General features: G+C 45.5%; 25 protein-coding genes and 2 pseudogenes. 8 read left to right on the top strand and 19 right to left on the bottom strand.

Features of this window, described 5'->3' with window-relative positions; all coding sequences use genetic code 11:
* Nucleotide 1 precedes the first annotated feature (1 nt).
* The 3 genes from lolD to rpiA are packed head-to-tail and all read right to left on the bottom strand — an operon-like array spanning nt 2 to nt 2,632.
* On the bottom strand, nt 2-682 hold the full coding sequence (gene lolD, locus A9E74_RS02025; RefSeq protein WP_069295000.1) for a lipoprotein-releasing ABC transporter ATP-binding protein LolD: 681 nt from the start codon (nt 680-682) through the stop codon (nt 2-4).
* On the bottom strand, nt 675-1,922 hold the full coding sequence (locus A9E74_RS02020; protein ID WP_069294999.1) for a lipoprotein-releasing ABC transporter permease subunit: 1,248 nt from the start codon (nt 1,920-1,922) through the stop codon (nt 675-677). Before A9E74_RS02020 ends, lolD begins: the two co-directional genes overlap by 8 nt.
* Before the next feature lie 47 nt (nt 1,923-1,969).
* Nucleotides 1,970-2,632, bottom strand: a complete 663-nt coding sequence (rpiA, locus tag A9E74_RS02015) for a ribose-5-phosphate isomerase RpiA (protein WP_069294998.1) — start codon at nt 2,630-2,632, stop codon at nt 1,970-1,972.
* A gap of 116 nt (nt 2,633-2,748) precedes the next feature.
* On the opposite strand from rpiA, the gene ilvA reads away from it, so the two are divergent.
* Nucleotides 2,749-4,263, top strand: coding sequence for a threonine ammonia-lyase, biosynthetic (gene ilvA, locus A9E74_RS02010; RefSeq protein ID WP_069294997.1), 1,515 nt, complete (start codon nt 2,749-2,751; stop codon nt 4,261-4,263).
* Here ilvA and A9E74_RS02005 read toward each other — a convergent pair whose 3' ends face one another.
* The gene (locus A9E74_RS02005; RefSeq protein ID WP_069294996.1) at nt 4,264-4,974 is read right to left on the bottom strand and encodes an SIMPL domain-containing protein; all 711 of its coding nucleotides are present in this window, start codon (nt 4,972-4,974) and stop codon (nt 4,264-4,266) included.
* 137 nt (nt 4,975-5,111) lie between these two features.
* Between A9E74_RS02005 and pgl the strand changes: the two are divergent.
* The 3 genes and pseudogenes from pgl to apaG all read left to right on the top strand — a co-directional run bounded on the left by pgl (nt 5,112) and on the right by apaG (nt 7,174).
* Nucleotides 5,112-5,821 (top strand): annotated as a pseudogene (gene pgl / locus A9E74_RS02000) (6-phosphogluconolactonase).
* A 2-nt stretch (nt 5,822-5,823) separates the two neighbouring features.
* Nucleotides 5,824-6,792 carry a glucokinase gene (gene glk, locus A9E74_RS01995; RefSeq protein ID WP_069294995.1) on the top strand — a complete coding sequence of 323 codons (969 nt, stop codon included), beginning with the start codon at nt 5,824-5,826 and terminating at the stop codon, nt 6,790-6,792.
* Nucleotide 6,793: 1 nt separating this feature from the next.
* A complete protein-coding gene (gene apaG, locus A9E74_RS01990) occupies nt 6,794-7,174 on the top strand; it encodes a Co2+/Mg2+ efflux protein ApaG (RefSeq protein ID WP_069295080.1) in 381 nt (126 codons plus the stop codon).
* 11 nt (nt 7,175-7,185) lie between these two features.
* Here apaG and A9E74_RS01985 read toward each other — a convergent pair whose 3' ends face one another.
* Nucleotides 7,186-8,046: a pentapeptide repeat-containing protein gene (locus A9E74_RS01985; protein WP_084002852.1), complete on the bottom strand. Its 861-nt coding sequence runs from the start codon at nt 8,044-8,046 to the stop codon at nt 7,186-7,188.
* 63 nt (nt 8,047-8,109) lie between these two features.
* Between A9E74_RS01985 and fliK the strand changes: the two genes are divergently transcribed.
* The 4 genes from fliK (at nt 8,110) to A9E74_RS15035 (ending at nt 11,975) form a co-directional block, all read left to right on the top strand.
* Entirely contained in the window at nt 8,110-9,678 is a 1,569-nt protein-coding gene (gene fliK, locus A9E74_RS01980; protein ID WP_176718895.1) for a flagellar hook-length control protein FliK, read from the top strand.
* On the top strand, nt 9,675-9,953 hold the full coding sequence (locus A9E74_RS01975) for an EscU/YscU/HrcU family type III secretion system export apparatus switch protein (protein WP_069294992.1): 279 nt from the start codon (nt 9,675-9,677) through the stop codon (nt 9,951-9,953). The genes fliK and A9E74_RS01975 overlap by 4 nt, the downstream gene beginning before the upstream one ends.
* Nucleotides 9,954-10,164: 211 nt before the next feature.
* Nucleotides 10,165-11,676, top strand: a complete 1,512-nt coding sequence (locus tag A9E74_RS14895; RefSeq protein ID WP_281198082.1) for a diguanylate cyclase — start codon at nt 10,165-10,167, stop codon at nt 11,674-11,676.
* Between the two features lie 14 nt (nt 11,677-11,690).
* The gene (locus tag A9E74_RS15035; RefSeq protein WP_281198081.1) at nt 11,691-11,975 is read left to right on the top strand and encodes an EAL domain-containing protein; all 285 of its coding nucleotides are present in this window, start codon (nt 11,691-11,693) and stop codon (nt 11,973-11,975) included.
* Here the strand turns inward: A9E74_RS15035 and A9E74_RS01965 are convergent.
* The 14 genes and pseudogenes from A9E74_RS01965 to flhF form a co-directional block, all read right to left on the bottom strand.
* The gene (locus A9E74_RS01965) at nt 11,972-12,358 is read right to left on the bottom strand and encodes a DUF2802 domain-containing protein (RefSeq protein ID WP_069294991.1); all 387 of its coding nucleotides are present in this window, start codon (nt 12,356-12,358) and stop codon (nt 11,972-11,974) included. The two genes, A9E74_RS15035 and A9E74_RS01965, sit on opposite strands and share 4 nt — an antisense overlap.
* A 15-nt stretch (nt 12,359-12,373) precedes the next feature.
* On the bottom strand, nt 12,374-12,550 hold the full coding sequence (locus tag A9E74_RS14315; protein WP_176718894.1) for a hypothetical protein: 177 nt from the start codon (nt 12,548-12,550) through the stop codon (nt 12,374-12,376).
* A gap of 9 nt (nt 12,551-12,559) precedes the next feature.
* Nucleotides 12,560-13,039 (bottom strand): chemotaxis protein CheW, encoded by a 480-nt coding sequence (locus tag A9E74_RS01960; RefSeq protein ID WP_084002825.1) that lies wholly within the window; start codon nt 13,037-13,039, stop codon nt 12,560-12,562.
* A gap of 108 nt (nt 13,040-13,147) precedes the next feature.
* The gene (locus A9E74_RS01955) at nt 13,148-13,738 is read right to left on the bottom strand and encodes a chemotaxis protein CheW (protein ID WP_069294989.1); all 591 of its coding nucleotides are present in this window, start codon (nt 13,736-13,738) and stop codon (nt 13,148-13,150) included.
* Nucleotides 13,731-14,525 carry a ParA family protein gene (locus tag A9E74_RS01950; RefSeq protein WP_069294988.1) on the bottom strand — a complete coding sequence of 265 codons (795 nt, stop codon included), beginning with the start codon at nt 14,523-14,525 and terminating at the stop codon, nt 13,731-13,733. The genes A9E74_RS01955 and A9E74_RS01950 overlap by 8 nt, the downstream gene beginning before the upstream one ends.
* Complete coding sequence (motD, locus tag A9E74_RS01945; RefSeq protein ID WP_069294987.1) at nt 14,522-15,436, bottom strand: flagellar motor protein MotD; 915 nt, start codon at nt 15,434-15,436, stop codon at nt 14,522-14,524. The genes A9E74_RS01950 and motD overlap by 4 nt, the downstream gene beginning before the upstream one ends.
* Before the next feature lie 2 nt (nt 15,437-15,438).
* On the bottom strand, nt 15,439-16,179 hold the full coding sequence (locus tag A9E74_RS01940) for a flagellar motor protein (protein ID WP_069294986.1): 741 nt from the start codon (nt 16,177-16,179) through the stop codon (nt 15,439-15,441).
* A 2-nt stretch (nt 16,180-16,181) separates the two neighbouring features.
* Nucleotides 16,182-17,222, bottom strand: a complete 1,041-nt coding sequence (locus A9E74_RS01935; RefSeq protein WP_069294985.1) for a protein-glutamate methylesterase/protein-glutamine glutaminase — start codon at nt 17,220-17,222, stop codon at nt 16,182-16,184.
* A gap of 8 nt (nt 17,223-17,230) precedes the next feature.
* A pseudogene (locus tag A9E74_RS01930) lies at nt 17,231-19,230 on the bottom strand (chemotaxis protein CheA).
* A 12-nt stretch (nt 19,231-19,242) separates the two neighbouring features.
* A complete protein-coding gene (locus A9E74_RS01925) occupies nt 19,243-19,974 on the bottom strand; it encodes a protein phosphatase CheZ (protein WP_069294984.1) in 732 nt (243 codons plus the stop codon).
* A gap of 18 nt (nt 19,975-19,992) precedes the next feature.
* Complete coding sequence (gene cheY, locus A9E74_RS01920; protein ID WP_069294983.1) at nt 19,993-20,370, bottom strand: chemotaxis response regulator CheY; 378 nt, start codon at nt 20,368-20,370, stop codon at nt 19,993-19,995.
* A gap of 28 nt (nt 20,371-20,398) precedes the next feature.
* A complete protein-coding gene (locus tag A9E74_RS01915; RefSeq protein WP_136552596.1) occupies nt 20,399-21,112 on the bottom strand; it encodes an RNA polymerase sigma factor FliA in 714 nt (237 codons plus the stop codon).
* A 16-nt stretch (nt 21,113-21,128) separates the two neighbouring features.
* Nucleotides 21,129-22,001, bottom strand: a complete 873-nt coding sequence (locus tag A9E74_RS01910; RefSeq protein WP_069294981.1) for a MinD/ParA family protein — start codon at nt 21,999-22,001, stop codon at nt 21,129-21,131.
* On the bottom strand, nt 21,994-23,190 hold the full coding sequence (gene flhF, locus A9E74_RS01905) for a flagellar biosynthesis GTPase FlhF (protein ID WP_069294980.1): 1,197 nt from the start codon (nt 23,188-23,190) through the stop codon (nt 21,994-21,996). Before flhF ends, A9E74_RS01910 begins: the two co-directional genes overlap by 8 nt.
* Nucleotides 23,191-23,192 lie beyond the last annotated feature (2 nt).

The following is a 23,192-nucleotide window of genomic DNA, read 5'->3' as shown; positions in this document are numbered from 1 at the left end:
ATTAGTTTTGTAACTTACCGTCAATTAATACCAATTGTTGATCCATCTTGGCGGCTAATTGCCGATCATGAGTCACGATCACCAGAGCGGTACCTAGCTCAGCATTCAGCTGCATAATCAAATCAAAAATGCCTTCAGCCGTATGATGATCCAGATTTCCTGTTGGTTCATCGGCTAATAAGCAGGCTGGTTTGGTAATCAAGGCACGGGCTAAAGCTGCACGTTGACGTTCACCACCGGATAATTCACTGGGTTTGTGATGTACGCGATGGCCGAGACCAACCTGTTCCAATAACTGAGTTGCCTGCTGTTTAGCTGATTTTGGATGCATACCGCCAATTACCAATGGCATGGCGACATTTTCTTCCGCGGTAAACTCTGGCAGCAAATGATGAAACTGGTAAACAAAGCCCAACGATTGATTACGTAATTTGCTCAGTGCACTAACAGAAAGCGTACTGATATCCTGATCTAATACTTCAATTAGTCCACTGGTTGGACTATCCAGTCCTCCCAACAGATGTAGCAGGGTACTTTTACCAGAACCGGAGCTGCCAACAATCGCAATGCGATCACCTGCAACAACGTTCAGATTGATATCCTGCAGAACAGGGGTTTCCAGATTGCCATCTTTGTATCGCTTCGCCAGATTCTGGCAACGGATTACATTGGTATTAGTCATAGCGTAATGCCTCAGCCGGTTTCACCTGTGCTGCACGCCAGGAAGGGTAAATGGTCGACAGAATCGATAATACAAAGGCGGTAATACCAATAACGGTCACATCATTCCAATTCAGCTCTGATGGCAGATCACTAATGTAATAGACCTCTGCGGGCAAGAATTGGTAACCCAGTAGAGTTTCAATCCAGGCGATAATATTCGATACATTCAGCGCCAGAATTACTCCACCTATCACGCCTAGCAGTGTACCAATCAAGCCAATAACAATACCTTGCACCATGAAAATACCCATGATGCCGCGAGGGGACATACCTAATGTTCGGAGAATGGCGATGTCTGAGTATTTATCGGTCACCATCATTACCAATGTTGAAACGATGTTGAAAGCAGCAACGGCGACAATCAGCATCAGGATGACAAACATCACGGTTTTTTCAGTTTTTAATGCGCGGAAAAAGTTGGCGTGTTGGTAGGTCCAGTCAGCCGCACGATATTCTGCCGGTAAGCTATGCAATAAATCACGGGTAATGCGCGGCGCTTGGTAAACGTCATCTAATTGCAATCGTAGGCCCGTCACTTTGCCGGGAATACGAAATAAATTAGCGGCATCCTCAATATTCATGATGGCTAAGGCACTGTCATATTCATACATGCCAATTTCAAAAACACCAGAGACAGTCAAACGTTTCAGTCGTGGAATAACGCCGGCAGGTGTTGGTGTAACGTGCGGTGTTATCACAGTAATCTTGTCGCCGGTGCCCACGCCCATGGCGATAGCCAAATCCTTACCCAGAATGATGCCGTAACTACCCGGTTGCAGCGAGTCAAAACGACCCTGAATGATTTTGTCGCCAATGCTGGAAACCTTGGGTTCTAGAGCCGGATCCACACCACGGACTTGCGTGCCTCGAACCCGGCTGCCTTGATTGAGCATCGCCTGACCTTCAACAAAAGGTGCTGTACTAACCACACGCGGAAAGCCTTCAACCAGTGCTTCGGCTTTTTTCCAGTCAGCCAGTGTGCCGTCCGAGCCAGTAACAAACGCATGTGAGGTCATGCCCAGGATGCGTTCTCGTAATTCCTTTTCAAAACCATTCATCACCGATAACACGGTAATCAATGCCGCCACGCCGAGTGCAACACCCAGCATGGAGGTCATGGAAATGAACGAAATAAAATGATTACGCCGTTTGGCCCGGGTATAGCGGGCGCCAATATAGACACTTAGTGGTCTGAACATATTTTCGCTCTGGCAAGAAGCCCGCCTTTACAGCGGGCAAGTGCAAATTATTTAGGGTTGACGATTTGGGTGCCGGTTTCAGTGCCCAGCAATAATACATCTGCAGGACGCATGGCAAACAAGCCGTTAGTCACTACGCCTACGATATCGTTCAGGGTTTTTTCCAACTTGATTGGTTCCATGATGTCCAGACCGTGCACATCCAGAATGACATTATGGTTATCAGTGATAACACCTTCACGATAAACCGGCTGACCGCCCAGTTTTACGATTTCACGGGCGACATAACTACGTGCCATCGGAATAACTTCAACCGGTAAGGGGAATTTACCCAGTACATCCACTAATTTGGTTGCATCAGCAATACAGACAAATTTGTCTGCTACCGCAGCGATAATTTTTTCGCGGGTTAATGCACCGCCGCCACCTTTAATCAGTTGCAGATTATGGTTGGACTCATCCGCACCATCGACATACACCGCAACTTCTTTAACATCATTTAAATCGAAGACTTCAATGCCATAATCTTTTAAACGCTGTGTTGAAGCATTTGAGCTGGATACGGCACCTTCAATACGATGTTTGATAGTAGCTAGCGCATCGATAAAGTGATTTACAGTTGAACCCGTGCCCACACCTACTACACCGTCAGTGGTAATGTATTCCAAAGCTGACCATGCAGCTTGTTTCTTCATTTCATCAGCAGTCATTGCGATTCCTTGTTAATTTGAATGGCTTGATTTATCCGGCCAATTATAGAGATAAATGGTCGGCAATGGTAACGTAGTCATCTTTGTTTAACTTAACAGACTGAATCTGGAACCCCATGCTCACAGGCTATGTAGAAAAAATCCTCAAAGCGCGCGTTTATGATGTCGCTATCGAAACACCTTTGGATTTAATGCCAAGATTATCCAAGCGACTGGATAATCAGATTCTGATTAAGCGTGAAGACTTACAGTCGGTGTTTTCCTTTAAGTTGCGTGGCGCTTATAACCGGATGAGCCATTTGACTGAAGCCGAGCGAAAGCAGGGCGTAGTCGCCGCTTCAGCAGGTAATCATGCGCAAGGCGTGGCATTGGCAGCCAATAAAATGGGTATTTCGGCAATGATCGTCATGCCGATTACCACTCCACCTATTAAGGTTGAAGCGGTTCGCATGCTGGGTGCTGATATTACCCTGCATGGCAACAGTTACGACGAAGCCTTTGATTTTGCGCAGCAGGTTTCTATCGACCAAGGCCGGGTGTTTATTCATCCTTATGATGATCCTTTAGTGATCGCCGGGCAGGGCACCATTGCGATGGAAATCATGCGCCAGCACCCGGATCCGGTATACGCAGTATTTATTCCGGTAGGTGGCGGCGGCTTGCTCGCCGGAATGGCAGCTTATATCAAAGCAATATGGCCGGAAATTAAGATTATTGCTGTTGAACCAGCTGATGCGGCCAGCCTTAAGGCTGCTCTGGATGCAGGGGAGCGGGTCAAACTGGATCAGGTTGGTTTGTTTGCCGATGGTACAGCGGTCAGACAGGTTGGCGAAGAGCCGTTTCGTATTGCACAAAAGACGGTCGATCATGTGGTCACCGTGGAAACAGATGAAATTTGCGCCGCGATAATGGATGTGTTTGACGACACCCGCTCGATAGCTGAACCGTCGGGTGCTTTGTCGATTGCCGGTGCTAAAAAATATATCCAGCAAAATGGTTTACGTAACAAAACCATGGTGGTTATCAACAGTGGCGCGAATATGAATTTCGATCGGCTTCGTCATGTGGCTGAACGGGCGGAAATTGGTGAACGTCGGGAAGTGTTGTTTGCCGCAACCATTGATGAACAGCCGGGCAGTTTCCAACGGTTCTGCAAAGCTTTGGCCGATCGCGGTATTACCGAATTCAATTATCGTTATGCGGATAAACAGCAAGCACAGGTGTTTGTTGGTGTGAGAATGTCGGGCCGTGACGAAGAGCGGCAGATTCTGTTTGAGAATCTGACTCAGGCGGGTTATCAGTGGATTGATTTCAGCGATAACGAAATGGCTAAATTACATGTTCGTTATATGGTTGGCGGACATGCACCGCAAGCTGAGAATGAGCGTTTGATTCGCTTTGAGTTTCCGGAACGTCCTGGCGCCTTATTACGTTTTCTGACGCATATCGGACAACGCTGGAATATCAGCCTGTTTCATTACCGTAATCATGGTGCTGCCTATGGCAGGGTGCTGGTGGGTATCCAGGTAACGCCTGAATTCAATGAAGAATTTCAGGCGTTTCTGGATAATCTGGGCTATGTCTACTGGCTGGAGACGGATAACCCGGCTTATGATTTATTTTTAAAGTGATTAATTGGTTACAGTAGTAGTGTCGCTGATTAATTGAATCTGACCATGAACATCAACAGAGACTTTATTGCTGCCCGCTTCAAGGGCAGCAGGCGCACTTTTGCTGCTCATATCGGCTGACATCATCATTTGGCTTTCCATGCGATATACCGGGGCATAACCACTGGTGTTTACCGACATATTCACCAGCCGGTAACCGGGTTCATTGAACTGTTGCTGCACTAACGATGCTTTATCACGAAACTTACTGATAGCCTGCTGCATTAATTCATTTTGCGTAGATTCGATTAAAGCATCGGACAGCGAAAATTCAATCGATTGCACCGTACCTAATGCTTGCACCTCACCCAGTAATTCACTCATTTGAGTGAAATCATGGCTATGTAAACGGATTTGTTGGCTGACCTGCCAGGAGACGATCTGACTGTCTTTATACATCGGACGGGTTTGATAACCGGTTGTTTGAGATTTTACTGAAGCAAAGGCTTTGATTTTTTCGAGCAATTGGTTGCTGCGCTGATTGACCTGTTGGCCTAATTTAGTCGGATCAGTACCATTGAGCATGACCTGTATCACGCTGGTTACTTGATCATTAGCCACTTCTGTTGACGCTGTTGCATTGAGGTTGATTAGGTTAAAGTTCAATTCAGTTTCAGCCGTCGCATTGGCTGAAAACAACAGCAGTGCTATAACAAAAAAGGTGTTTTTCATACTTTTTGATTCCTGTGAGAGAAAACGATCGTTGAGTTTGGCTTGCTGTCAGCGCAGCATGGTTGCTAAATTAACAGGATTTAACTGACACTGTCAGCGGATTACCGCACAAAATTATTTTAACGTTGAGGATAGACATGAAAGCTGTACAAAAAATTCTGCCTGATTCAGAGCGCCTGATTGAAGCTGCTGCCGAACATTTCGTCGTGACTGCACGCTCTGCTATTGCAAAACGAGGCGTCTTTTATGTTGCTTTGGCAGGTGGGTCGACTCCTAAAGGTTTATATCAAAAACTCGCAACATCGCCTTACGTAGAGCAAATTGACTGGGCAAGGGTGCATATCTTTTTTGGCGATGAGCGTTGTGTACCGGCAACGCATGATGACAGTAATTTCAAAATGGCCAGACTGGCGATGCTCGATCATTTACCCATCCCCGCAGAAAATGTGCATCGCATGCCAACCGAAAGTGGCGATGCTGCTGAAGTCGCCAGTCGCTACGAGGCGACCATCAAATTGGTTATGGAAGATAAACCTTTTGATTTGGTGTTGTTAGGCTTAGGTCCGGATGGCCACATTGCGTCACTGTTTCCTGAACTCCGGCACTTGAGGTAACCGATACGTTAACCGCCAGTTTGTTTGTAGAAAAATTTCAATCCTGGCGCGTGACATTGACTTACCCAGTCATTAATTCCGCCCGGCAGGTCATTGTATTTATTGCCGGTGAGTCCAAAGCGGAAATTGTCAGAGATATCACTTCCGAATCAGTAAGAGGATTACCGGTACAACGGCTCGCGCCAACAGGTGATTACTACTGGTTTATGGATGAAGCAGCCGCAGCGAAATAATTATGAAAACGTTGTTAGCGGCTGACATCGGTGGTACCAAAACGTTATTGCAATTGAGCTATTCCGATGGCGAAGTCATAGCGCAACAACGTTTTGACAATAATGCTTTTGCTGATTTTGAACGTCTGCTGACAACATTTTTATCATCAATACCGGCTAATATTTTTCCTGTAACAAGTGCCTGTTTTGCCATTGCAGCACCGATAACTGGCCGACGCGTTCAATTAACCAATCTTCCCTGGATAATTGATGCCGACAAACTTTTAGCTGATTTTCCGATTGCCGAGCTTGAATTAGTCAATGATTTTGCAGCGGTAGGTCATGGTATTGGCGAATTGGCTGAGCAAGATTTAATTGTCTTGCAGCAAGGTGAGCCACAGGCCAAATCATTAAGAGCCGTTATCGGAGCGGGAACAGGGTTGGGACAAGCCATAATGTCACCTATCCATAAAGGCTGGCGGGTCTGGTCAACTCAAGGTGGTCATACTGATTTTGCTCCACTGGATCAAGCACAGCAACCGTTACTGACTAAGTTGTTGGCGCAATTTGAACATGTCTCGTATGAGCGGGTATTGTCGGGATCAGGTTTAGTCATGCTCTATCAGTTTATGGCGGAGCAGCAAGGAATAATTAGTGACAATACCTTATCTGCTGAGCAGATAAGTGAACAGGCGATGCTGCATGCTGAACCGTTGGCGGTAAAAGTCATGCAACTGTTTATAGAGATTTACGGTGCTCAGGCCGGTAATCTGGCGCTGACGACATTACCCAGAGCCGGGCTTTTTATTGCCGGCGGTATTGCAACCAAAAATTTAGCGTTATTTGAACAAGACCATTTTATGCAATCTTTCCTCGCAAAAGGACGGATGAGAGAGGTATTGGAGCAAATTCCAGTCTACCTCATCAATAATCCTGAGGTAGGACTGATAGGAGCACGTCTGTTGGCTCAAAAAGCGTTGTATAATGTCTAACATGACGGATAAAAATAATCACATTCTGGTTAATGTAGAAACCACCTATCTGGATCACGAATCTGATCCGGCAAAGGCAAGGTATCTTTTTGCCTATACCATCACCATTACCAATGAAGGCGACACGCCTGCAAGACTATTGTCACGCTATTGGAAAATTACCGGTGGAGATGGTCATGAGCAAGAAGTGGAAGGTGATGGTGTTGTTGGACAACATCCTTATTTAGCTCCGACTGAGACTTTTACCTATACCAGTGCAGCTATGCTGGATACACCTGTCGGCATGATGCAAGGTCATTACAATATGATGGATGATAACGGCAGTCGTTTTGCTGTTGATATACCGGCATTTACCTTGGCAGCACCACAAAAGTTACATTGAAAATCGCTGCTTTATAAGCACTTTCCAACTGAACCCGTTGCGCAAATACGCCCGTCAATCCAGATAGCTTTATCCAATATAGCGTTTTGCAATTCACTGCCGCCCAATTTGGCATCCCGCAAATTAGCAAAGCTCAAATCACTGTAGGTTAAATTGCTGTAAGACAAATCGGCTTGTTGCAGATTTGCGCCTTTCAAATTGCTGCCTTGCAGATTGGCATAACTCAGATTAGTCAGCTGGAGATCGGCATAACTCAAATCAGCTTCATGCAAATCACTGTTCATCATGTTTGACATTGCCAGTGCGCTGTTACGCAGATTTGCTTTTGTCATGTTAACCGAAGAAATATTCATGCCGGGTTTCAGACAATTTTCCCAATTTACTTCTGGCGCTGGAGCACTGTCACAATCTGCATCCGAAAGCGTTGAGGGGGTAGGGAATAAAAAAGCGCTGACAAATATGCCGATTAAAATCAAAGCAATAATCAATATTGGCCAGAAACGGGCGGGACGTTCTGGTTTAAGCCTTTGCAATAATTCACTACGTTGCTGACGTTGTTGAATTAAAAATTCGGGTTCCTGCTTACGTCGTTGTTCCCGGCGCATTTCACGTTCGGCTTCTGTCAGTGGCTGATCATTGCGCCGATCAAAGCCATCACGCTCATCAATAGTCAATGGTGGGGGAATGATGGGCTCGACAACTTCCTGTTCAAGAATCTCACTTAATGGTTGCCAATGCTGTTGGTCAGCACTAATCTCGGTTTGAGGATTAATTCTGCCCAATTGCAGATTACTTTTCAGCAAAGCCATAGTGAATGGACCATTAACGGTCTTATTCTGGCGGGTGTACCATTTTGTACTGAATTTTTTCATTGGCCGGTCTTTGGCAGCAAGTTGGTTGTTATACTAGCATTGTGTTTAACGCTGGGTGAATTCATGCAAATACCTCAGACCTCACAGGCTGCTCAGGTCACTGTAAGTGGTTCGGTAAGTCCAACGTTGGCGTTATCGCCCGGACAAATTGCGCAAGCTGTGGTGGTATCGTCAGGTAAAGCTGGCGAAAATGTCGATATTCAGTTGGCTGGAAAGGTGGTTACCATTCAGGCTGGCGTCGATTTACAGCGAGGTCAGACTATCGAATTGCAGCGAACCGATACTGGTGATAAAGCGGCTTTTAAATTGGTCTCCGTAGCTGCAATTCCACCAGTTTTAACTGACTTTCGGCCGGGTCAAACGTTACTTGCCGAAGTTATAAAGATGTTGCCTCAGCAATCTATCCTGCTGGCACTGCAGCAAACTGGAAAATTACCTGTTCCATTGGAATTGGATGTCAGCAGATTGAGTTCCAGTTTCAAACCTGGCCAACAACTTTTAGTACAAATTCTCAGTAGCTCACCTTTAAATGTCTCGTTACAGAATCCGAGTCTGAATGTTGCAGAAACCCTCAATTCTCAACAGCGTCGATTATTACCGCTGGTTTTAGCACAACCCCCGCAATTACAAAATGTGATTAATGCATTACCGGAATTGAAATCGATGGTGCCGGTGCAAAATGCGGTCAGCCAGATGTGGCAAAACATCCGCGAGCTACAATCCGTCCAACAACCAGCCAATTTGCTGCAAGCTATTCAACAGTCTGGTGTGTTTCTGGAGCGTCAATTGCTGCAGCCGAATCCTCAAATAAACGGTGATTTTAAGGCCAACTTACTGAAGCTGGCTGCGGCGCTGGAAGGGCAAATCCGCCAGACAGCTAATGGTCAAATAAATGCTCAGAACCTTCCGGTCGAAATTCGTACGGCATTGATAAATTTACTTAATCAGCCAGCGGCATTGCAGCAACTTCCATCACATATTACCAATGCACTTTTGGCAAGTGGTCAGACTCCCGCGCAGCTATTGACCATGTTGCTCGCCGGACAGACACCCACTGGTACAGCGGCTAACAGTCAACAAGCCCTAACGGCGCAGAATATAACCACCCAGCAAATTGCTCAGAATGCTCAATTGCAGGCTGGAGTAAATGATTTAGCGAGATTGCAGATTTTACTTCGAGAAGTAGAAACAGCTATCGCCAGGGTGCAAATGAACCAACTGACTATGGTCAGAGAAGCAGATAATCCCGCGCAACCGCAAGTATGGTTGATGGATGTGCCGCTGCGTGACAGACAACAACTGCAGTGGATGCAATTACAACTACAAAAAGGGTCAAAGCAAGATTCGGATGCTGAGGAACAGTGGCAAGTCACGCTTAATCTGGAAACTCAAAACCTGGGTAAATTGCGTGCTTCTATTGGTTTGCAGGCAACCATGGTCAGTGTTTCCTTAACCGCTGAGGATCCAAAAGCCGTGGCTTTACTGGAACAGAATATTGATATCCTGCAGCAGAAATTATCCGCACTGAATTTACAAGTGCGTCAATTAAGTTGTCATTGCGCTCCGGTTGAGTGGTTAACACCGGTTGCACAGAGTTCTCAGACAGATGCTTTATTGGATATCTCTGTATGAAACAACAGGATCAGCCATTACGTGCGATTGCACTGCATTATGATGGGGATAATGCGCCAACGGTGACGGCAAGTGGTGAAGGTGACATCGCCGCAGAAATTATCCGTATTGCCAAGCAACATAATATTCCATTACGTGAAGATGCGGCATTGGCTGACATGCTTAAAGATATGCAATTAGGTGAAGCGATACCCGAAGCGTTGTATCGCGTTATCGCAGAAGTGATTGCTTATGCCTATATTGTTTCAGGAAAGTTCCCTAAGGAAAAAAGTTAAATTCCTATCGCATTAATCAGTGTTAAAGCATTTTTTAACCGTTTTGGGTGGGGTTTATTCTTTAATACTTTATAAATAGCATTATGAAAATCGTATTAAGTATTGATTTTAAAATATAAAGCAGCTATTTTCATTTGTATGTATTTCACAACCGGTCATAAGAAACCGCCTACAAAAACAGATGAATACGCTACTCACCATTGAGTCACCGATGTCAAAGACATCCGAGCAGAGCCTGACGGCACCGATCTCTGCTGCGGAAGTTAATGATTTATTGGCTGCTCGTATTTTGATTGGTGGCACGCGTTTATCCGATCTGGCTTTTCTACAAACCATGTTGTCATTGAGTGGTTTTACCAATATCACCACCGCAAATGGCCCCGAAAAGCTGATGCAGGTATTGAGACAGACCATTACCGACGATCATTGTGATATTGATTTAATTATTCTGGACTGTCGTTTAGGTGATTGTAATGCCCGCGAATTGCGTCTCAAGCTGGACCAATTCGATGAGTGGCGATTGATCCCGGTGATCGCCTTAACCGAAAAATCCCAATGGAATCACAATCAGCTGTTAACCGATTTAGGCCATGGTGTTACATCTTTGTTATATCGGCCTTTAACCGCAGAAGCGTTACCTCCAGCTGTTATGACCACTTTAGCTATCAAACGCGAGCGGGATCACTATCATCTTCGCCAACAACAGATTGAAGATGAAAATGCCCAATTGCGGGTTATGGAAGCACGTCTGCAATTTTCAGTAAATCACGATGACTTAACTGGCCTCGCTAATCGGCGCCGCCTGGAACAGGCTCTTGATATTACCTTAACCCAGGTACGAAATTTCCATACCAGTAGCGCGGTATTTTATATCGATCTGGATAGTTTCAAAGTGCTTAATGATGCAGAAGGTCATGAGGCGGGCGATACCTTATTGGTACAGGTGGCAAATTCGTTAAGGGGCTTTTTTAAAGTCCGCGATACCCTGGTAAGAATCGGTTCAGACGAATTCGCTGTATTAGTGGACACCATCGATCCAGAGACAGCGGTTGCTCGGGCCGAAGGGTTGCGAGATTTGTTTGATGGCTATAGTTTCACCTTTCATGATCATGAATATCATTTATCCGCCAGTATCGGTGTTAAATGCATTACTGAAGCCAACCTCTCGACCGTGGGTGAAATCCTGTCTCATGCCAATCAAGCCTGCTATACAGCTAAAAAGCGTGGGCGCAATCGAGTTCATGTATATAGCCCTGCAGATCGGGAAATGTATGCGTTAAGACACAGTGTAGAGTGGGCACCCAGAATTCGTGCGGCGTTAAAGCAAGAAAATTTCATCCTCGAATTTCAACCTATCTACTCGCTGAAAGAAAACAAAATCAATCATTATGAATGTTTGATTCGAATGCGCGGGCAGGGCGACAAACTGTATTACCCTCAGGATTTTATTCCGGTAGCAGAAGCCATGGGACTGATTCATCAGATTGATCTATGGGTTGTCAGCCATGCCTTTGAACTACTCAGAAATATTCCGGGAGACATTGCTCTGGCAGTGAATTTATCAGGCAATATTTTTCTGGATAAAAATTTATATCCGTTGGTTGAACGCAAACTGTTGGAAACCGGAGTCGATCCATCACGTTTAGTCTTTGAAATTACCGAAACTTCTGCCATTTCCAACTTTGATCAAACCAAACAAATGGTGGATAGCTGCGCCATTTAGGCTGTCGATTTGCGTTGGATGATTTTGGCGCTGGATTTAACTCGTACAGTTATTTAAAACACTTCCCGGTGGATATTTTGAAGATTGATGGTGGTTTTATCACCAATTTACATAATGATCCGGTGGATCAGTTATTGGTGAAATCAATGATCGATATCTCACATAGCCTCGGCAAGAAAACCGTGGCGGAATTTGTCGAAGACAGAGATACGCTGAAAATGCTGCAGGATTTTGGTGTCGACTTTGTGCAAGGCTATTTAATCGGTAAGCCGCAACGTGCATTGCCGCCGAAGCATTAGTGTAAGTCTGTTACTGAATGACGCTGCGCGCCATGCAGGCGGGTAATCAATAAAGCTTCTTCTTCACTTAAATTACAATTATCAATCAGCTGGTTAATATCTACGCCTTTGCGGGCTAAGCGAATAGCATGCTCATAGCTTTGCTGTTGCGGTTGCCCCAGATCCATAGTGTTTTGCTGTTCACGCATCTTCATCAAAGCTTGTTCAAATCGCACAATTCGTTCATCAGAACCCACCGCCGCACTGCAAAGTGCTGATAATTGCTGTTGCAAGGAGGTTATTTGACTGGCTTGCGCCCGACTTAATCGAAAAAACCGGTAGCTGGTCAACAGCAAAACAAGGCCCAGTAAACCGATCAGGATGTATAAGCTATATAAGATCATAATGTGCTCCCAAAATCACACATATTCATCAATAATGCCGGTTTTAGGCGGCCGTTTAGGTGGAATGTCTTCATGGTCTTCCGATTTTCGCTCATCCGGCTTTTTCGGTTTATAACGCCGTTTCTCATCTGCTGGCGTGTCCACATGGGTGGAGGGCACCAGTGGTTGAGCAGGATGAATTTCATCGGCCATTTGATCACATTAAAAGCTGGCGATATCAGCTATTTCATCATCATTCAGCAGTTTGTTCACATCAACCAGAATCAGTAGGTTTTTATCTCGACTACAGACACCCTGAATAAAGCGTGAACTGTCTTCACTGCTGACATTCGGTGCGGTGTCGATTTCTGATTGATGTAGATAAACCACTTCTGCAACACTATCAACCAACATGCCAATAACGTTGCCGTTTACTTCAGCGATGATAATGCGCGAGTCCTCATCCGTTTCCCGCGAAGGCAAGCCAAATCGCTTACGGGTATCGATGACTGTAACGACATTGCCACGCAGATTGATGATTCCCAATACATAATCTGGCGCACCGGGTACCGGGGCAATTTCAGTAGGTCGTAATACTTCCTGTACCTGCATCACATTGATGCCGTATACCTCCTGCTCCAATTGGTAAGAAACCCACTGAAGAATCGGATCATTTCCGGCCTGATTTGCTTGTTCGCTCATTTTTGTTTCCTTATTCACAAAACATTGACTCAGGTGATGCTGCCAATTTTATGACGTTCTTTATCTAAACCTAATCAAAGCACAGTTTGTGCCAGTTTTTTTGCTCTGTTATCGTAATAATTTCAATAATTCTGTTAACGAGATAATACTGCTTAATGGTGACATCAACATACCTGCTAGCCATGGTCTTTGCCCAGGCTCACGTCGCCAACGCACATTTTCGTCCTCAAGCTTCACTACATGACGTATAGCAGAGACTGCTAATCCTAACTGTTTATTGTTCACTAGTAATATGTAGCGGTTATCTTCTGAATTACTTGATTGATTGGTAATTAATGTTGTCAGATCAATCACTTCTGTATGTTGTTTAGGACGGCTTAAGGTGCCAACCACATAGCTTGCATATCCTGGTATTTGTGAAAGACCTTCTTCCGGCCAGTTTTCAATGCCATCCAGTTCATCGAGTGACAATGCCAATTGCATACCGGCAACTTCAAACAATAATGCCTGACCTTTTTTCTCAGGAAGAGTATTGATGGTTTCACTGATGTCAGGTTCAATCGCTGCAACTATTGGAGCTGTTTCAATGGTTTCAGTTACATTTTGCTCAAGCGTTTCCAGCTCATCATCTAGCAATAACTCTTGCAGATAATTTGCCAGGGCTTGCTGAGGCTCTTTAATTTGCGTTGGCTTAGACATTTTTGTCCGACTTTGCCGTAGGGGCTTTGAGGAGTTTTTTCATTAACCTTTCATAGGCCATACTGCCACGACTTTCAAGATTAAGCGCGGGTAGCGGGATACCTGACTTGCTGGCATCACGAAATTGAGTATCAATCGGGATAGCGTCCTGCCAGAGATTCTCCTCATGATCCTGTTGCATTTTCAATAAAGTCTGCGTGCCGGCGCGAGTCCGGCGATCAAACATGGTCGGCACAATCAAATAAGGCAGTTTGTGCTGGCGGGAGTGATTGATTAGCTGCAGGGTATGCAACATGCGTTCAAGTCCTTTCAATGCCAGAAACTCAGTTTGTACCGGTATTAATAATTCATCACAGGCCGCAAGTGCATTTACCATCAACACGCCCAGCATCGGCGGGCAGTCTATCAATACATATTCAAAACGATCATGAAGTTGCTGTAGGGTTTTGTGAATAACCAAACCTTTACCACTCTGAATACCTAACTGACGATCCAAGGTAGCCATGGCCGTTGCTGCGGGTAACAGGTAAATATTCTCCTGACTGGTCTTTTTTAATGTTTTGAATATTGCATTCAGAGGTTGCTGGTCTGACTGCTGAAATAAAGTGTAGACACTGTGTTCAATCGTGTCAGGATCAAAACCAAAATAAGTGGTTAATGAGCCATGCGGATCCATATCCACTAATAAGGTGGAATGACCTTTCAACGCAAGATGGCTGGCCAGACTCACCACCGTGGTGGTTTTGCCGACGCCGCCTTTTTGATTGGCAATGGCCCAGACCGTCATGGTGATGTTTCACCAATATCGGTGGGCGCCAAAAGCGGCGAGGTCAGGCTGTCTGTAATAGGTGTACGAATATTCTCCACCTCTGTTGCAGGTTGATTTAATTGCTCATCAAATACTTCAAGGGTTCTTCGACTTTCCTGACTGCCTAAAATCACTAATACAACGCGGCGGTTTTTTTGCCTGCCAGCTTCTGTTTCATTATCTGCAATGGGTTTAAATTCACCATAACCAATCGCAGACATCCTGCCCGGTTCAATGCCAAAGCGATCCAATAAATTGACTACGCTAGCGGCCCTGGCGGCGGACAATTCCCAATTAGATGGAAAACGCGTTGTATTGATAGGTTGATCATCAGTAAAGCCTTCAACCTGAAGAGGGTTTGCGACTGGGGCCAAGACATCTGCAATTTGACCGATAACAGGCACAGCTTCCCGAGCCAGGCGTGCATCGCCGCTGGCAAACAGAAAACTTGAGTTAATCTCTACCTCTAACCAATCATCGGTTTGTTTAATTGTTACATTTTCATTAGTAATTAAATCAGCAAGCGCATTGCTAAGTTGTTGTGAAATATCATTAATAGTACGCACACTTTGCTCAGAAACCGGTGGTCGTTCTTTAGGTAATTCCGGCAATTCAATTTCAAAATCAGGCACATCCGGTTTGCCGGGAGAGGCGACACGTTCACCTTGTCCACGGCTAACCTCACCAACCTGAATCGGATCACTGCTACGAGTTGGCTGCGAAAAAACGCTTTCCAAGGTTTCTGACAATACCCGGTATTTACCTTCATTGACCGACGAGATGGAATACATCACTACAAAAAACGCAAATAACAAGGTAATGAAATCAGCATAGGAAACCAACCACCGTTCGTGGTTTTCGTGTTCTTCATAGCGTTTTCTGCGGGCCATAATTAACTTAAATATGCCTGCAGACGGCTCTCGATATTGCGTGGATTATCTCCGTCAGCCACGCTGATCAAACCATCTATCAACATCATTTGTAATTGGGTGCGCCGTTGCACCAGCGTTTTGAGTTTGTTACCAATTGGTAAAAACAATAAATTTGCCAAGCCGACACCATAGATAGTAGCCACGAATGCCACTGCGATACCAGAGCCCAGAGATGAAGGATCTGCTAGATTTCCCATCACATGTATCAGTCCTAATACTGCGCCAATGATACCTATGGTCGGCGAGTAACCGCCCATGGCCTCATAGACTTTAGCTGCCTGTAAATCGTTGTTTTCCATAATATCGAGATCGGTTTCCAAAATCTCCCGAATGATTTCTGGCTCGGCACCGTCGGCAATAAGCTGCAAGCCTTTCTGCGTAAAGATATCTGATTCCTGCAAGGCCATTGCCTCCAAACGGAGTAAACCCTCACGTCGGGCGATTTGGTTCCAGTCGAGAATTTTTTCTAATAATCGTTTAGCGGATTGTTGGGGAGGCTTGAAGATCCACACGGTCATTTTAAGCGCACGGATAAAGGTATTCATCGGCGTTTGTAACATTACCGCACCGAGCGTGCCGCCCAACACGATTAACAGCGCTACGGCGTTAAGAATGGTGTCGAGATGACCACCTTCCAGATACTGGCCTACAATGATGGCGCCAAACCCAATCAATAAGCCCAGTATGCTGAGAATATCCATGGCTATTTAAGCGCCGTCAGTAGTTTACCAATTTCCGTCAGACTCAAAATTTTATCTGCTATACCTGCTTTGGCAACGGCCATAGGCATGCCATAGATGGTACTGCTTTGTTGATCCTGAGCCCATATAGTCGCGCCTTTTTGATGCATTTTTATTGCACCTTCACAACCATCGGCCCCCATTCCGGTGAGGATAATGGTCAGGGTTTGTGCCGGACAAATCTGTGACACTGATTCCAGAGTGACATCTATACAGGGTCGGTAAGTAGCAGTTTCAGGGCCTGGGTCTACCTGCAAATAGAGCTGACCGCGGCGACCTTTAAGTAATAACTGCTGACCACCAGGTGCCAAATAAGCAACCCCCGGGCGTAGAGGATCATTTTGTTGAGCTTCTTTAATCTGAATATCACATTGTGAATTTAATCGTTCAGCAAATGATGGTGTAAATGTCGCTGGCATATGTTGCAGGAGAATAATCGGAAATGGAAAATTAGCCGGCAATTGTGACAAAACATTCTGTAACGCTACTGGCCCACCGGTTGATGTACCAATCACCACTAATTCTATTTTCTTCTTTTCAGCAGGAATAACGGGTGTGGCGGGTTGTTCCGGAGCTTTAACAATGGATGTATGTTTATTGGGCTTGGAATGGGTTGCCAGAAAATTAATGCGATCACAGAGTTTTTGGCGGGCACTGGCCTTGTCCTGGGCTAAATCTTCAAACCGTTTTGGTAAAAAGTCCATAGCCCCTGCATCTAAAGCATCCAGAGTTGCTTTGGCACCATCAGTTGTCCATGTTGACAGCATTAATACCGGAGTAGGACGTCGTCGCATGATTTTCTTGACGGCGCCAATACCATCCAGTAGAGGCATTTCCAAATCCATGGTGACCACATCGGGTCTATAACGAGATACCTGTTCTACCGCCTCCAAACCATCAGCGGCACTGGCAATAACTTCCAGCCGCGGATCGGCGTTAATGATTTCAGTCAGTCGCCGGCGGAAAAATGCTGAATCATCAACAATCAGTACCTTTACAGTCACAAATATCCTTAATAATTTCGATGTGCGTAGGTATTCATTAACTCTGGGAAATCGAGAATAAGTGCAATACGTCCATCACCGGTAATGGTTGCTCCAGCAAAACCTTTGGTGCCGTGCAAAAGGGCGCCAAGAGGTTTTATGACGACTTCTTCCTGTCCTATCAGTTGGTCAACAACGAAACCTACTTTACGTGTGCCAACGTTAACAATAACGACATGTTCAGTCGTTGCTTTACGTTCTGCAACATTCTGTTTGTTGAGCCATTTACGCAAATAAAATAGTGGCAAAGCTTTGTTTCTTACGATAACCGTTTGTTGACCATCTACGGTATTGGTTTTATTCAAATCGAGGTTAAAAATTTCATTCACACTGACTAGCGGAAAAGCAAAAATCTGATTGCCCAGCATCACCATCAAAGTGGGCATAATGGCCAGGGTTAATGGCACCTTAATTGAAAGTGTTGTGCCTTTACCGATTTCAGACTGAATATCAATCACGCCGTTTAGTTTGGAAATGCTGGTCTTGACCACGTCCATGCCCACACCACGACCGGAAATATCAGAGATTTCCTGTTTCATAGAAAAGCCTGGAGCAAAAATCAGCGCAAAACATTCGGATTCAGTTAGTCGGGAAGCTGCCTCTTCATCCATCATGCCTTTTTCAACGGCTTTGCGACGCAACACTTCAGGATTCATACCAGCACCATCATCTGAAATGGTTAACAGAATATGGTCACCTTCCTGTGCCGCTGCGAGAACGATTTGGCCTTGTTTAGGTTTACCAGCAGCTTCACGCGCATCCGGCATTTCAACGCCATGATCAACCGCATTACGAACCAAATGCACTAGTGGATCAGCCAAGGCTTCGACCAGGTTTTTATCTAAATCGGTTTCTTCACCACGTAACTCAAGATTGATATCTTTTCTCAAGCTGCGAGCTAAATCACGTACAACGCGAGGGAAACGGCCAAACACCTTTTTAATTGGCTGCATGCGGGTTTTCATTACCGCGGTTTGTAGATCGCCAGTGACTACAGCCAGATTGTTTACTGCCTTAGCCATTTCTTCATTTTCAAAAGCGGCTTCGAGCGTATTGATACGGTTTCGTACCAATACCAGCTCACCCACCATATTCATAATTTCATCAAGTCTTGCAGTATCCACCCGAACACTGGTATCGGCTGCTGCTTTTGCCTGAGGTGCTGCTGCCTGCGCTGCAGCGGCAGGTTTTACAGCGGTTATGCTGTCACCATCATCGTCTGATGACGTTGTATCAATTTTCGGGGTAATAGGCTGTTTTGCCGGCTCGACCTTTGCTTTTGGCGCTGGCGCTGGAGTTGGAGTTTTAGCGGCAGGTTTTTTACCTTGTAATTCGTCTAATAATGCTTCAAATTCTTCTTCAGAAATCTCGTCATTACCGCTTGTTTTGACCTGCTCTGCTTTGGGCGGTGCTGCGGGTGGAGTAATGCCTGGTGCGGCATTGCCATGAAGTTGATCCAACAAGGCTTCAAATTCGTCATCCGTAATATCATCACCAGCTGCAGAATTATCAGTTGGAGCTGCAACAACGACGGGTTCAGGTTCAGGAATGGGTTCTGGTTCAGCTGCGGCCACAGGGGCATCACCAGATAAATAGGCTGCTAATTGTTGAATAATCTCCGGATCGGCTTCAGTAGGGAAGGAGCCTGCTTTTACCTCAGCAAACATGCTGTTAAGACTGTCCAATACCTTGAGAAAGGTGTCCATCATTTCTGCATCCACCAGGCGTTCACCTTGGCGTAACAGATTAAAAACATCTTCACCTTTATGACACAGGTTAACCATGGCCTCGAGACTTAAAAACCCGCACCACCTTTGATGGTGTGAAAGCCTCGAAAAATGGAGTTCAGTAAATCTTTATCTTGAGGTTGGGTTTCCAGAGCAACTAATTGCTCATTCAATCCATCAAGAATTTCTTCTGCCTCAACCAGAAAATCCTGCAGAATTTCATCATCTGTATCTAAGGCCATGCTCCTGTCCTTCTAAAAACCAAGACTGGATAACAAATCATCCACATCGTCCTGATTGTTGACCACATTCGGTTTATTTTTAGCGTTTATCTGCGGTCCTTCTGCTTTTAAGGGATCAACAGCCTTCGTTTCTCCACTTTGCTGAGGTTGTCCTGCCACCTTAACCAGCTTCACCAGATTGGTTTCAACTTCTCCGACCAGTCCAATGACCTGGCGTAAAACCTGTCCAGTTAAGTCCTGAAAGCCCTGTGCCAGGGTCATTTCAGATAGGTTATTGTGTATTTCTCCAGCATGCATAGTCACCACAGGTAAGTAAGCTTCAATTTCCCGGCTCAAATCTCGGAATTCTGTTGCTGACATTTCCCGATTTCGAAAGCGTTGCCAGCTTTCATTGAGCTTAGCGGCAGTTTGTTTCAATTCATTAGCCAAAGGTAGGGTTTTATCAATGTACCCCAGTGTTTTATGTGCAGCTTCTTCGGTAGTTTGAATAACGTAGTTCAGACGATCCCGAGTATCCGGCATATCATTGTGAGTCAAATCAACTAGTCGGGCATCAACTTTGAAATTATTCAATGCTTCATGAAGTTCGCGAGTCAGTTTGCCAATTTGCTGAAATAACGCACTTTCACGAGCATTGGTTAAGGCCATTAGTTCTGTTTTAATACGATCATCGTCATCCTGTTCAATCGCATTAATCAGCGCCCGCGCGGCTTCAAGTTGTTCTGTTTTATTCAGAGCTTCCATAAATTCCTTTCCAACGGGTTATTGGGCGTTAATACGTTCAAATATTTTTTCGATTTTTTCTTTTAATGTAGCGGCAGTAAATGGTTTGACAATATATCCATTGACGCCAGCCTGAGCGGCTTCAATAATTTGTTCTCGCTTAGTCTCGGCAGTGACCATTAGCACCGGCAAAGTCGATAATTTAGGATCGGCGCGCACGGTTTTAAGCAGATCGATTCCCTGCATGCCTGGCATATTCCAATCGGTCACTAGAAAGTCAATGCCACCGGCATTTAAAATGGGCAGGGCGGTTAAACCATCATCGGCTTCAATGGTGTTATTGAAACCAAGATCGCGTAATAGATTTTTGATAATCCGTCGCATTGTAGAAAAGTCATCCACAATGAGGATTTTCATATTTTTATCCAAGGTATACCTCCCAAAATTACTGCATCCAATCGCGAAGCTTACTACGCAATCTCACCACGGTTTGCGTGTGGATTTGACTGACCCGTGACTCACTGACGCCGAGTACTTCACCAATTTCTTTTAAATTCAATTCTTCATTATAGTACAGGCTCATCAATAACCGTTCACGTTCAGGCAGCGCATCAATCGCTTCGGCAAGAGCTTCTTCAAAACTGCTATTTTCGGCTATTTCAGCCGGTCCAATTTCATCGCTACCAAATGCATCACCATCTGTTAACTGATTATCGGTCATATCATCCAGGCTGAACACCTGATGTCCTGATGCATCCTGCAATTGCTGGTGATAACTTTCCAGTGTAATGTCCATCGCATTGGCTACTTCCAAATCAAGAGGCGATCGACCAAGCTGTTGTTCCAGTTGATGCATAACTTCTGCAATTTCACGAGCTTTACGATGTACCGAACGTGGTGCCCAATCATTACGACGAATTTCGTCGAGCATCGCGCCACGAATGCGAATTCCCGCATAGGTTTCAAAGCTGGCGCCCTGACTGGCTTTATATTGGTGAGAAGCATCCAGTAAACCAATCATGCCTGCCTGAATTAAATCATTTACATCTACTGTGTGAGGCAAACGTGCCACCAGGTGATAAGCAATACGTTTTACCAAACCACCATGCTGCTCAATGAGCTGATGCTGAGTGAGCTCTGATACATGGTTGGGATACATGCTTACACCAATCATCCTAACCGGCTTCCAAGCTAGCCTGTATAAGACGCTCTACAAAAAACTCCATATTCCCCCTAGGCTGTTTGGCGACAGGCCAATAATCAATTTTTTTGGCCAGATGCTGAAAGGCAATTGCAGATTTACTGCGGGGTAAAAACTCAACCACAGCACGTTGCTTTTTGACTGCCCGACGGAGATCTTCATCAAACGGCACAATACCCATAAAGTTTAAGGTCACATCCAGAAAACGGTCACAAACAAGTGATATTTTATCGAACAATTCACGACCTTCCTGAATACTGCGTCCCATATTGGCAATAATATGAAAACGTTCGACACCATGTTCGCGACTCAATAGTTTGATAAGTGCATAGGCATCGGTGATGGAGGCGGGTTCATCACAAACCACAACGATCACTTCCTGGGCGGCTTTGGTAAAACTGACGACGCTGTCGGCAATGCCTGCAGCACTGTCGATCAATAGAATATCAATATGATCATCCAGTTCACTGAATGCCTGAATCATGCCGGCATGTTCAACCGGGCTGAGTTCAGCCATTTTTTTAACGCCAGAAGCGGCAGGAATAATCTGTAAACCGGAAGGGCCGTCAACCATAATATCTTTCAGGCTTTTATCACCCTCAAGCACATGCAGCAGGTTGAATTGCGGGTGCAGACCCAGCATCACATCAATGTTAGCCAGACCCAGATCAGCATCCAGCAACACAACTTTTTTTCCCTGTGTTGCCAAAGCAACGCCTATATTAACGGTCACATTGGTTTTACCCACGCCACCTTTACCACTGGCAATCGCGATTACTTTCACGGGTTTTGGCACATGAGTCATTTTTCGCAGACCACTTGCCTGATCTTGGGGTGCGTCAGCCATAAGCGGCAAAACCTCCATAACTGGATACGGTTTGAGGATCCAGTGCTTGTTGTTCAGATTGCATCAACTCGCTGGCTTGATTGACTAAGCTGTTAGGTCGTGCCAGACCGAGATCTTCAGGCACTTGTTGACCATCACAGACATAAGCCAGAGGCAGTTGATGGCGAATAATTGCAGATACCGCACCACCAAGGCTGCTGCTTTCATCAGTTTTAGTGAGTATGCAGCCGCTTAAATTAAGGTGCGAAAACGCTTTAATGATATCACTCAGAGCAGGGTTTTGGGTGGTTGCAGAGATCGTCAGGAAATGACGGATGCGCGGCGAATGCTGCATTAACATGGCGATTTTTTGGGTTAACTGAATATCACGTGGATTCATACCTGCAGTATCGATCAGGATAAAGCGCCGATCAAGCATATCGTTAAGCGCTTCGCCGAGTTCTTGATGATTTCGTGCTACGCGTAACGTCACGCCCAGAATACGGGCATAACTACGTAACTGTTCTTGTCCACCGATACGATAACAATCAGTGGTGATTAAGCCGACCTGGCGTGCGCCATGTTTCAATGCACAACGCGCTGCCAGTTTGGCAATGGTCGTGGTTTTGCCAACTCCGGTCGGACCGACCAGCGCCATAATGCCGCCTTTTTCAATGATGTCCTGATCGGACAACGGAATCTGCGCCGCCAATTTACCAAGTGATTGACGCCATGCGGTTTCCAAATCATCAATTCCCTGACTGGCCTGAACCAGTTGCTTGGCGAGTTCGACATCGGTTCCCATCCGCATATGCCGTTGCAATACCTGCATTTGCGTTGGACTTTGTCTGGCCATGTCTTTCCAGGTCAAATCGGATAACTGGTTTTGCAGCATATCCCGCAGGCTGGCAATTTCCTTACGCATCTGTACCAGCGTTGGTTCCTGTGACCATATATTCTGTTGTGGTGTGACATAAGCAGGTGCAGCCGGTTGGACCGGGTCTATTTCAATTTTCGGTTCGTCGACAACCTGACGAGTCACTGTGGCCTGACGACGAAACTGCGTCTCGTCATAATCTGTTGCAGCCACAATCTCCACGCCGCCATCAACGCGGGTATTAGAGAGGATAACGGCATCCGGACCAAGTACTTCACGTACTTCGCGGATTGCCTGACGTACATCTGCCGCCTGGAAACGTTTAATTTTCATCA

The sequence above is a fragment of the Methylophaga muralis genome (assembly GCF_001720165.1).
Classification (GTDB): Bacteria; Pseudomonadota; Gammaproteobacteria; order Nitrosococcales; family Methylophagaceae; genus Methylophaga; species Methylophaga muralis.
The sequence above is the reverse complement of the archived record's forward strand: the minus strand, read 5'-3'. Positions and strand labels throughout refer to the sequence as shown.

Excerpts from the sequence above, each read along its gene's own strand:
- fliK (WP_176718895.1), top strand. The coding sequence starts at position 8,110 with ATGCAAATACCTCAGACCTCACAGGCTGCTCAGGTCACTGTAAGTGGT.
- cheY (WP_069294983.1), bottom strand. The coding sequence starts at position 20,370 with ATGAAAATCCTCATTGTGGATGACTTTTCTACAATGCGACGGATTATC.
- A9E74_RS14315 (WP_176718894.1), bottom strand. The coding sequence starts at position 12,550 with ATGGCCGATGAAATTCATCCTGCTCAACCACTGGTGCCCTCCACCCAT.
- A9E74_RS01925 (WP_069294984.1), bottom strand. The coding sequence starts at position 19,974 with ATGGAAGCTCTGAATAAAACAGAACAACTTGAAGCCGCGCGGGCGCTG.
- A9E74_RS01960 (WP_084002825.1), bottom strand. The coding sequence starts at position 13,039 with ATGAGCGAACAAGCAAATCAGGCCGGAAATGATCCGATTCTTCAGTGG.
- A9E74_RS01965 (WP_069294991.1), bottom strand. The coding sequence starts at position 12,358 with ATGATCTTATATAGCTTATACATCCTGATCGGTTTACTGGGCCTTGTT.
- A9E74_RS01975 (WP_069294992.1), top strand. The coding sequence starts at position 9,675 with ATGAAACAACAGGATCAGCCATTACGTGCGATTGCACTGCATTATGAT.
- A9E74_RS01910 (WP_069294981.1), bottom strand. The coding sequence starts at position 22,001 with ATGGCTGACGCACCCCAAGATCAGGCAAGTGGTCTGCGAAAAATGACT.
- motD (WP_069294987.1), bottom strand. The coding sequence starts at position 15,436 with ATGGCCCGCAGAAAACGCTATGAAGAACACGAAAACCACGAACGGTGG.
- A9E74_RS02020 (WP_069294999.1), bottom strand. The coding sequence starts at position 1,922 with ATGTTCAGACCACTAAGTGTCTATATTGGCGCCCGCTATACCCGGGCC.
- rpiA (WP_069294998.1), bottom strand. The coding sequence starts at position 2,632 with ATGACTGCTGATGAAATGAAGAAACAAGCTGCATGGTCAGCTTTGGAA.
- A9E74_RS01915 (WP_136552596.1), bottom strand. The coding sequence starts at position 21,112 with ATGTATCCCAACCATGTATCAGAGCTCACTCAGCATCAGCTCATTGAG.
- flhF (WP_069294980.1), bottom strand. The coding sequence starts at position 23,190 with ATGAAAATTAAACGTTTCCAGGCGGCAGATGTACGTCAGGCAATCCGC.
- A9E74_RS01950 (WP_069294988.1), bottom strand. The coding sequence starts at position 14,525 with ATGACGGTCTGGGCCATTGCCAATCAAAAAGGCGGCGTCGGCAAAACC.
- ilvA (WP_069294997.1), top strand. The coding sequence starts at position 2,749 with ATGCTCACAGGCTATGTAGAAAAAATCCTCAAAGCGCGCGTTTATGAT.
- apaG (WP_069295080.1), top strand. The coding sequence starts at position 6,794 with ATGACGGATAAAAATAATCACATTCTGGTTAATGTAGAAACCACCTAT.
- A9E74_RS02005 (WP_069294996.1), bottom strand. The coding sequence starts at position 4,974 with ATGAAAAACACCTTTTTTGTTATAGCACTGCTGTTGTTTTCAGCCAAT.
- A9E74_RS01940 (WP_069294986.1), bottom strand. The coding sequence starts at position 16,179 with ATGGATATTCTCAGCATACTGGGCTTATTGATTGGGTTTGGCGCCATC.
- A9E74_RS01955 (WP_069294989.1), bottom strand. The coding sequence starts at position 13,738 with ATGTCTAAGCCAACGCAAATTAAAGAGCCTCAGCAAGCCCTGGCAAAT.
- glk (WP_069294995.1), top strand. The coding sequence starts at position 5,824 with ATGAAAACGTTGTTAGCGGCTGACATCGGTGGTACCAAAACGTTATTG.
- A9E74_RS01985 (WP_084002852.1), bottom strand. The coding sequence starts at position 8,046 with ATGAAAAAATTCAGTACAAAATGGTACACCCGCCAGAATAAGACCGTT.
- A9E74_RS14895 (WP_281198082.1), top strand. The coding sequence starts at position 10,165 with ATGTCAAAGACATCCGAGCAGAGCCTGACGGCACCGATCTCTGCTGCG.
- lolD (WP_069295000.1), bottom strand. The coding sequence starts at position 682 with ATGACTAATACCAATGTAATCCGTTGCCAGAATCTGGCGAAGCGATAC.